Genomic DNA, 8,830 nt, shown 5'->3' with positions numbered 1-8,830 from the left:
GGAACGTTGAAGACGACGACGTTGATAGGTCGGGTGTGTAAGCGTAGCGATACGTTGAGCTAACCGATACTAATGAACCGTGAGGCTTAACCTTACAACGCCGAAGCTGTTTTGGCGAAGAGACGAATTATCAGCTTGATGACAGATTAGCTGACAGGCCGAAGTGGCATGTTGGTAAACAGAATTTGCCTGGCGGCAACAGCGCGGTGGTCCCACCTGACCCCATGCCGAACTCAGAAGTGAAACGCCGTAGCGCCGATGGTAGTGTGGGGTCTCCCCATGTGAGAGTAGGGAACTGCCAGGCATCAAATTAGCAGTAAACCGGGGCAATAAACCGGTTGTTGTAGAGAAATTCGGTGGAGCGGTAGTTCAGTCGGTTAGAATACCTGCCTGTCACGCAGGGGGTCGCGGGTTCGAGTCCCGTCCGTTCCGCCACTTATTAGAAAATTAAGCCTGCTTAACTAGCAGGCTTAATAATAAGCAGTATTTAGGGGCGTAGCTCAGTTGGTAGAGCACCGGTCTCCAAAACCGGGTGTCGCGAGTTCGAGTCTCTCCGCCCCTGCCATATAATGATCCTTTGCTTCGGCAAAGGATTTTTTTTGCCTGAAATTCCCTATCGTGACGATCTCTCAACACCCTCCGTCCCTGGAGAGGTGCGCTTATTCCAGGATGCTGGTTTTCAGAATCTCACGGATCTGCGCCTGTTTATCACTGTTTTGTAGCCAGATGGCGTACAGCGGGCGCGAAAGCGTGGTGCCATCCGTTACCGCGTGAAGAGCGTTTTTACCCTTTGCCCAGTGCGTTGGTAGCCACGTACAGCCATTGAGAGGGGCGAGCTGCTGGTACGCCAGTTCAGCGGAACTGGTGGTGAGCAAAGGTACGTCATCACTACCAATCAATCCGACTTCATTTTGCTGAAAATCCGGCCCCCATTCCAGGCGCAGGTAGTTCAATTCGCTTTTGTTTTTAACCGGCGCAGCGCAATAAAGGGTTAGGGTGAAATTACCAAGCAACTGGCTGCTTAACTCATCCATCTTCGGCGATTCTGTCGTGATCAGCAGATCAAGCTGTCGTTCATGCAGCTGCTTGACGAGCGACTGACGCTGGGCAATACGGGCCTCGAACTGCAGGTTATAGGGCTCCCTGTACAGTTTCCCCAGCCATCCATTAAGCATGCACTCCCAAAGAGATGCGCTGCCACCAATCGAAAACTCATTGTGTCGGGAGGAGTTGGCAACCTCTTTACGCGCGGCCTGCCAGGTATTCATCAGGGTTTCAGCATAGGGTAGCAACTTCTCTCCGGCTGGGGTCAAACGGATATTGTTGCGATGACGGGTAAAAAGGTTAACGCCAAGCTGATTTTCCAGCTGGCGAATACGAAAGCTAACTGCTGACTGCGTCAGGTAAAGCGCCTCCGCTGCTCGCCCAAAGTGGCGAGTTCTGCTCACCTCAAGGAAAGTTTTGAGCAATTCCGTATCCACACTCTTCTCCGCAAAATTATTTGTCGTAATGATTTAAATCTTTTGTTTTACACTCTGTCAAGCGTAACTAATACTCCGCGCCATAAATAGCTCGGCCAAAGAATCAGGAGCGTGTAGGATGGCGGAAAGCTTTATGACGACTAATCGTTTTTTCGATAATAAAAATTATCCGCGCGGGTTCTCCCGTCATGGTGATTTCACCATCAAAGAGGCGCAACTGCTGGAACAGCATGGTTATGCCTTTAACGAACTGGAACTGGGTAAACGCGAACCTGTCACTGAAGATGAAAAACAGTTTGTTTCGGTATGCCGCGGTGAGCGTGAGCCGGTAACAGAAGTGGAGCGCGTGTGGATTAAATACATGGCGCGTATTAAGCGACCTAAGCGTTTCCATACGCTCTCCGGCGGTAAACCGCAGGTAGAAGGCGCTGAAGATTACACTGAAAGCGATGATTAAGAAAAAGGGCGAAAGCCCTTTTTTTATGCCATAAGTTTCTGCAGGTGGTTCAACATCCGGTCTATCGCCCGATAGCCTAGCGCCTCCTGCAGATGATGGCGTTCAATGCGCGGCTCGTGTTTTATATCCGCGATAGTCCTCGCCACCTTAAGCAACCGTTGCCAGGCCCGTATAGAGAGTCCCAGCTGCGTCAGGGTCTGTTCAAGCCAGATGGCGTCGTTCTTATTCAACGGACACCAGGTTTTCATCTCACTATTATCTAAATCAGCGTTGAGCTTGTTCTGTCGCTCCAGCTGCCTCTCACGCGCGGCAAGAACCCTTCGGCGGACCGTCGCGCTGTCCTCTCCACCACCACCTTGCTGGCTGAGTACTCCGGGCGGCGGCAGCGGTATTTCCAAAGAGAGATCGAAGCGGTCAAGGAAGGGGCCGGACAGCCGCCCCAGATAGCGCAGCGTCTGCTCGGGAGAGGCGCGATTGTGATGACCCTGATAATGTCCGGTCGGGCTGGGATTCATGGCGGCAATCAGCTGGAAATGCGCCGGATAGTCAATTTTTGCTCGGGTGCGAGAAATATGAATCTTTCCAGACTCAATTGGCTCGCGCAGGGCATCCAGCACCCTGCGTTCAAACTCCGGCAGCTCGTCAAGAAACAGCACCCCATTATGGGCCAGCGAGATCTCGCCGGGCGCGGGTATGGCGCCACCGCCGACCATTGCCGCGACCGAGGCGCTGTGATGCGGCGCGCGAAACGGCCTGTGGCGCCATCGGGTGGTCGCGTAATTGGTACTCACCAGACTGAGAATCGCAGCGCTTTCAAGCGCCTCCTGATTGGTTAATGGAGGCAGTAATCCAGGCAACCGGCTGGCAAGCATCGTTTTCCCTGTTCCTGGGGGACCGATTAACAGCAGGTTATGCCCGCCGGCAGCGACGATTTCCAGCGCGCGCTTGCCCTGCTGCTGGCCAATGACGTCACGTAAATCATGGCGTGTTTCCTGCGCCTCTTCTGCTGCTGCCACGGGAGGAGGGAGCGGATGCTGTCCCGCCACAAAGGCACAGACCTCCTGCAGGTGTCCGGCGACAAGGCAGTCGCTGCCGCCAATAAGCCCCACTTCGGCCGCGTTATCTTCGGCAACAATAATCTGCCGTCCGGCCCTGATGGCCTCCATTGCGCTGGAGATAGCGCCGGGAACGCCGCGTAGGGCTCCTGTAAGCGCGAGCTCGCCGATAAACTCGTATTGATTCAGTCCGGGAGCCTCCAGCTGTTCGGAGGCGACCAGAAGCGCGAGAGCGATAGGTAAATCGTACCGTCCTCCTTCTTTTGGCAAATCGGCAGGCGCGAGGTTAATGGTGATTTTTTTCGCCGGAAAGGTGTAGCCACTGTTAATTATTGCGCTGCGTACCCGGTCACGAGCCTCCCTGACGGTTGTTTCCGGTAGCCCGACCATAGTCAGACCTGGAAGGCCGCTGCTGATATGAACCTCAATAGTAATAAGCGGGGCGCTGATACCGAGAGCGGCCCGCGTGTAGACAATAGCGAGTGACATAGTGCCTCCTGAGTGTGGGCATCATGTCGGCAACATCGCCATTAGTCATCCGCAGGAACTGCATTTTACGCTCCACGTTCCGAATAATTCACCGCAGATCGTTACATACTTTTCGTTATTGAATCCGGCTCGCAGGTTGCCGCCAGGGCAAGACGGTGGGGGTAAAAAGCCATAGGGCAACGCGATAAATTGAAATATCTTCACTTTATATTTTTCTCATTAAAAACAATTGTTTTACTGGAAATTGTTAGCGTGATCAGAAAACGAACCATAAAAAAATCTTGTATTTAACGTGATGTCTGTGGTACCTCTTTAGGTATTCCTTCGAACAAGAAGCCAGAAAGTACATAAAATGACAGCCCTTCTACGAGTGATTAGCCTGGTCGTGATTAGCGTGGTGGTGATTATTATCCCACCGTGCGGGGCAGCACTTGGACGAGGAAAGGCATAGAAATCAAGCCTTAACGAACTAAGACCCCCGCACCGAAAGGTCCGGGGGTTTTTTTATAACTTAAAAATGATAAGCGGGGAGCAGAGAATGAATATCAGCATAAAATTCTGTTTCTGCCGATCTATAGCGGGGAAGTAACTATGAATGGCGCGCAGTGGGTGGTACATGCTTTGCGGACACAGGGAGTCGATACGGTTTTCGGCTATCCGGGTGGCGCGATTATGCCGGTTTACGATGCGTTGTATGACGGCGGCGTGGAACACCTGTTGTGCCGTCACGAGCAGGGGGCAGCAATGGCGGCCATCGGCTATGCGCGGGCAACCGGTAAAACGGGCGTTTGCATCGCGACTTCCGGCCCTGGCGCGACTAACCTGATCACCGGCCTGGCGGATGCCCTGCTGGATTCTATTCCCGTTGTCGCGATTACCGGCCAGGTAGCGGCACCGCTTATCGGCACCGATGCTTTTCAGGAAATCGACGTGCTGGGCTTATCATTGGCCTGCACCAAACATAGCTTCCTGGTGCAGTCGCTGGAAGAGCTGCCGCGGGTCATTGCTGAAGCGTTCCTGGTCGCGAACTCTGGCCGTCCAGGTCCGGTGCTGGTCGATATTCCGAAAGATATTCAGCTGGCGACCGGCGAGTTCGACCCCTATTTTTCCACGGTCGCTGATGACGTAGCCTTCCCTTATGCCGAGGTTGAGCAAGCGCTGCAGATGCTGGCTCAGTCGCAAAAGCCGATGCTGTACATCGGCGGCGGCGTCGGTATGGCGCAGGCTGTTCCCGCCCTGCGTGAGTTTATTGCGGTCACGCAAATGCCAGCGACCTGCACGCTGAAGGGACTGGGCGCGGTTGATGCAGAATACGCCTATTACCTGGGGATGCTGGGCATGCACGGGACTAAGGCGGCTAACCTGGCGGTACAGGAGTGCGATCTGCTGATTGCGATAGGCGCGCGTTTTGACGACCGCGTGACCGGTAAGCTGAATACTTTTGCTCCGCATGCCAAAGTTATCCATATGGATATCGATCCGGCGGAGCTGAACAAGCTGCGTCAGGCGCATATTGCCCTGACCGGCGATCTCAATACGCTGCTGCCGGCCCTGCAGCAGCCGCTGGCCATTGACGCCTGGCGTCAGCGCAACGCGGAGCTGCGCGCCGAGCATGCATGGCGCTATGACTACCCGGGCGAAAGTATCTACGCCCCGCTGTTGCTCAAGCAGCTTTCCGATCGCAAACCGCCTGAAAGCGTGGTGACCACCGACGTGGGCCAGCATCAGATGTGGTCAGCACAGCATATGACCTACACCCGTCCGGAGAATTTCATTACCTCCAGCGGTTTAGGTACGATGGGCTTCGGTCTGCCGGCGGCGGTAGGCGCTCAGGTCGCGCGCCCGAACGATACGGTAATCTGTATCTCCGGTGACGGCTCCTTCATGATGAATGTTCAGGAGCTGGGCACCGTAAAACGCAAGCAGCTGCCGCTGAAGATCCTGCTGCTGGATAATCAGCGCTTAGGAATGGTTCGTCAGTGGCAGCAGCTGTTTTTCCAGGAGCGTTATAGCGAAACGATCCTGACCGATAACCCCGATTTTGTCACTTTGGCCAGCGCCTTCGGCATTCCTGGCCAACATATCACCCGTAAAGACCAGGTTGAAGCGGCTCTCGACACCATGCTTTCGAGCCAGGGGCCATACCTGCTTCATGTCTCAATCGATGAGCTTGAGAATGTCTGGCCGTTGGTGCCGCCCGGCGCCAGTAACTCAGAAATGCTGGAGAAATTATCATGATGCAACATCAGGTCGCTTTGCAGGCCCGCTCCAACCCGGAAACCTTAGAGCGCGTGCTGCGCGTGGTGCGCCATCGTGGCTTTCAGATTTGCGCTATGAATATGGAGACCGCCGCGGATACCCGCAATATAAATATCGAATTGACCGTTGCCAGCCAGCGGCCCGTCGAATTACTGTTTAGTCAATTAAGCAAACTGGTGGACGTTGCCTGCGTCGAAATCCAGCAACCCACATCACAACAAATCCGCGCATAGGCGCAAGGGAAGAAAAATGACGACGAAAAAAGCTGATTACATTTGGTTCAACGGCGAGATGGTTCCTTGGGGAGAAGCTAAGGTCCACGTTATGTCGCATGCGCTGCATTACGGTACTTCCGTTTTTGAAGGCATCCGCTGCTATGACTCGCACAAAGGACCGGTGGTGTTCCGTCATCGTGAACATATGCAGCGTTTGCATGATTCAGCCAAAATCTACCGTTTCCCGGTTTCGCAGAGCGTTGATGAGCTGATGGAAGCCTGTCGTGAAGTCATTCGTAAAAACGGCCTGACCAGCGCCTATATTCGTCCGCTGGTCTTTGTCGGTGACGTGGGCATGGGCGTCAACCCGCCAGAAGGGTATACCACTGACGTGATCATCGCGGCGTTCCCATGGGGAGCCTATCTTGGCGCCGAAGCGCTGGATCAGGGGATCGATGCAATGGTTTCTTCCTGGAACCGCGTCGCGCCGAATACGATCCCGACCGCAGCGAAAGCCGGCGGCAACTACCTTTCCTCTCTGCTGGTCGGCAGCGAAGCGCGTCGACACGGTTACCAGGAAGGCATCGCGCTGGACGTTAACGGCTACATTTCTGAAGGCGCCGGTGAGAACCTGTTTGAAGTGAAAGATGGCGTGCTCTTTACCCCGCCGTTTACCTCTTCCGCGCTGCCGGGCATCACGCGCGACGCCATCATTAAGCTGGCAAAAGATCTGAATATCGAAGTTCGCGAGCAGGTACTGTCGCGCGAATCCCTGTACCTGGCGGACGAAGTCTTCATGTCCGGTACTGCAGCAGAAATTACGCCGGTGCGTAGCGTTGACGGCATTCAGGTTGGCGAAGGCCGCTGTGGCCCGGTGACTAAGCGTATTCAGCAAGCATTCTTTGGCCTCTTCACCGGTGAAACCGAGGATAAATGGGGCTGGTTGGATCAAGTTAACCAATAAGTATAAAAAGTGGGGCGACACGCAGCGCCCCATTTAACAGAAACTGGGAGTAAAAGCATGCCTAAGTACCGTTCCGCCACCACCACTCATGGCCGTAATATGGCGGGTGCCCGCGCGCTGTGGCGCGCAACCGGGATGACAGACGCTGATTTCGGTAAACCGATTATCGCCGTTGTGAACTCCTTTACCCAATTCGTACCGGGTCACGTACACCTGCGCGATCTGGGTAAGCTGGTCGCCGAGCAAATTGAAGCCTCGGGCGGCGTTGCTAAAGAGTTCAACACCATCGCGGTGGATGACGGGATCGCCATGGGTCACGGGGGTATGCTTTATTCACTGCCATCCCGCGAGCTGATCGCCGATTCGGTAGAGTACATGGTCAACGCACACTGTGCTGATGCCATGGTCTGCATTTCCAACTGTGACAAAATCACCCCAGGGATGCTGATGGCCTCTCTGCGCCTGAATATTCCGGTGATCTTTGTCTCCGGCGGCCCGATGGAAGCGGGTAAAACCAAGCTTTCTGACAAAATCATTAAGCTCGATCTGGTCGATGCGATGATTCAGGGCGCGGACCCGAAGGTTTCTGACGAACAGAGCGAGCAGGTTGAGCGTTCCGCCTGTCCGACCTGCGGCTCCTGTTCCGGGATGTTTACCGCCAACTCGATGAACTGCCTGACCGAAGCGCTGGGCCTGTCGCAGCCGGGTAACGGCTCCCTGCTGGCCACTCACGCCGATCGTAAACAGCTGTTCCTCAACGCCGGGAAACGGATTGTCGAGCTGACCAAACGCTATTACGAGCAGGATGATGCCTCCGCGCTGCCGCGTAACATCGCCAGCAAAGCGGCGTTTGAAAACGCCATGACCCTGGATATCGCCATGGGCGGCTCCACGAATACCGTTCTGCACCTGCTGGCAGCGGCGCAGGAAGCGGAAATCGACTTCACCATGAGCGATATCGATAAGCTGTCGCGCAAAGTGCCGCAGCTGTGCAAAGTGGCGCCGAGTACGCAGAAATATCATATGGAAGACGTTCACCGCGCCGGCGGCGTGCTGGGGATCCTCGGCGAGCTGGATCGCGCCGGTCTGCTGAACCGCGAGGTGAAAAACATCCTCGGCCTGACCCTGTCGCAAACGCTCGATCGCTACGATGTGATGCTGACCCAGGACGACGCGGTGAAAGCGATGTTCCGCGCCGGCCCGGCGGGTATCCGTACCACCCAGGCGTTCTCGCAGGATTGCCGCTGGGATACGCTGGACGACGATCGCGCGGAAGGCTGTATTCGTTCGCTGGAACATGCCTACAGCAAAGACGGTGGCCTTGCCGTGCTGTACGGCAATTTTGCTGAAAACGGCTGTATCGTAAAAACCGCAGGCGTTGATGACAGCATCCTGAAGTTTACCGGCCCGGCAAAAGTGTATGAAAGCCAGGATGATGCAGTAGAAGCCATCCTCGGCGGTAAAGTTGTCGCGGGCGATGTCGTGGTTATTCGCTACGAAGGGCCGAAAGGCGGTCCTGGCATGCAGGAAATGCTCTATCCGACGACGTTCCTGAAATCAATGGGCCTCGGTAAAGCCTGTGCGCTGATCACCGACGGTCGCTTCTCCGGCGGCACTTCCGGTCTGTCGATTGGGCACGTTTCACCAGAAGCGGCGAGCGGCGGCAATATCGCCATCATCGAAGACGGCGATACCATCGCCATTGATATCCCGAACCGCGGTATTCAGCTGCAGCTGAGCGACGCCGAAATTGCCGCACGCCGTGAAGCGCAGGAAGCCCGGGGTGATAAAGCCTGGACGCCGAAAGCGCGTGAGCGTCAGGTTTCCTTCGCTCTTCGTGCGTACGCCAGCCTGGCAACGAGCGCTGATAAAGGCGCGGTACGCGATAAATCGAAACTTGGGGGTTAATC

At 55.2% G+C, this 8,830-nt stretch carries 8 protein-coding genes, 2 tRNA genes and 2 rRNA genes; 10 read left to right on the top strand and 2 right to left on the bottom strand.

Annotated elements, in window-relative coordinates:
• The 4 genes from NWP14_RS26375 to NWP14_RS26360 form a co-directional block, all read left to right on the top strand.
• Nucleotides 1–94 (top strand): 23S ribosomal RNA (locus tag NWP14_RS26375); the annotation flags it as partial.
• Between the two features lie 94 nt (nt 95–188).
• A 5S ribosomal RNA gene (gene rrf, locus NWP14_RS26370) occupies nt 189–304 on the top strand.
• Nucleotides 305–358: 54 nt separating this feature from the next.
• Nucleotides 359–435 (top strand) — tRNA-Asp (locus NWP14_RS26365).
• A 54-nt stretch (nt 436–489) separates the two neighbouring features.
• Nucleotides 490–565, top strand: a tRNA-Trp gene (locus tag NWP14_RS26360).
• Nucleotides 566–659: 94 nt separating this feature from the next.
• Here NWP14_RS26360 and hdfR read toward each other — a convergent pair.
• A complete protein-coding gene (hdfR, locus tag NWP14_RS26355; protein ID WP_375216238.1) occupies nt 660–1,481 on the bottom strand; it encodes an HTH-type transcriptional regulator HdfR in 822 nt (273 codons plus the stop codon).
• Between the two features lie 118 nt (nt 1,482–1,599).
• Between hdfR and NWP14_RS26350 the strand changes: the two genes are divergently transcribed.
• On the top strand, nt 1,600–1,938 hold the full coding sequence (locus tag NWP14_RS26350; protein WP_041143462.1) for a DUF413 domain-containing protein: 339 nt from the start codon (nt 1,600–1,602) through the stop codon (nt 1,936–1,938).
• 23 nt (nt 1,939–1,961) lie between these two features.
• Here the strand turns inward: NWP14_RS26350 and NWP14_RS26345 are convergent, their stop codons facing one another.
• On the bottom strand, nt 1,962–3,482 hold the full coding sequence (locus tag NWP14_RS26345; RefSeq protein ID WP_095105127.1) for a YifB family Mg chelatase-like AAA ATPase: 1,521 nt from the start codon (nt 3,480–3,482) through the stop codon (nt 1,962–1,964).
• A 352-nt stretch (nt 3,483–3,834) separates the two neighbouring features.
• Here NWP14_RS26345 and ilvL point away from each other — a divergent pair, with 352 nt between their 5' ends.
• From ilvL to ilvD, 5 genes are all read left to right on the top strand, one after another.
• A complete protein-coding gene (ilvL, locus tag NWP14_RS26340; RefSeq protein WP_001311244.1) occupies nt 3,835–3,933 on the top strand; it encodes an ilv operon leader peptide in 99 nt (32 codons plus the stop codon).
• Between the two features lie 140 nt (nt 3,934–4,073).
• Nucleotides 4,074–5,720: an acetolactate synthase 2 catalytic subunit gene (gene ilvG, locus NWP14_RS26335; RefSeq protein ID WP_095105128.1), complete on the top strand. Its 1,647-nt coding sequence runs from the start codon at nt 4,074–4,076 to the stop codon at nt 5,718–5,720.
• A complete protein-coding gene (gene ilvM / locus NWP14_RS26330) occupies nt 5,717–5,974 on the top strand; it encodes an acetolactate synthase 2 small subunit (RefSeq protein ID WP_041143465.1) in 258 nt (85 codons plus the stop codon). Before ilvG ends, ilvM begins: the two co-directional genes overlap by 4 nt.
• Nucleotides 5,975–5,990: 16 nt before the next feature.
• Nucleotides 5,991–6,920: a branched-chain amino acid transaminase gene (locus NWP14_RS26325; RefSeq protein WP_041143466.1), complete on the top strand. Its 930-nt coding sequence runs from the start codon at nt 5,991–5,993 to the stop codon at nt 6,918–6,920.
• A 57-nt stretch (nt 6,921–6,977) separates the two neighbouring features.
• Entirely contained in the window at nt 6,978–8,828 is a 1,851-nt protein-coding gene (gene ilvD / locus NWP14_RS26320; RefSeq protein ID WP_375216237.1) for a dihydroxy-acid dehydratase, read from the top strand.
• The last annotated feature ends 2 nt before the right edge of the window (nt 8,829–8,830 follow it).

The organism is Klebsiella sp. C349492, from assembly GCF_042055345.1.
GTDB classification, from domain to species: domain Bacteria; phylum Pseudomonadota; class Gammaproteobacteria; order Enterobacterales; family Enterobacteriaceae; genus Klebsiella; species Klebsiella scottii.
Note: the sequence above shows the minus strand (reverse complement) of the source record. Positions and strands in the feature narration are given on the sequence as shown.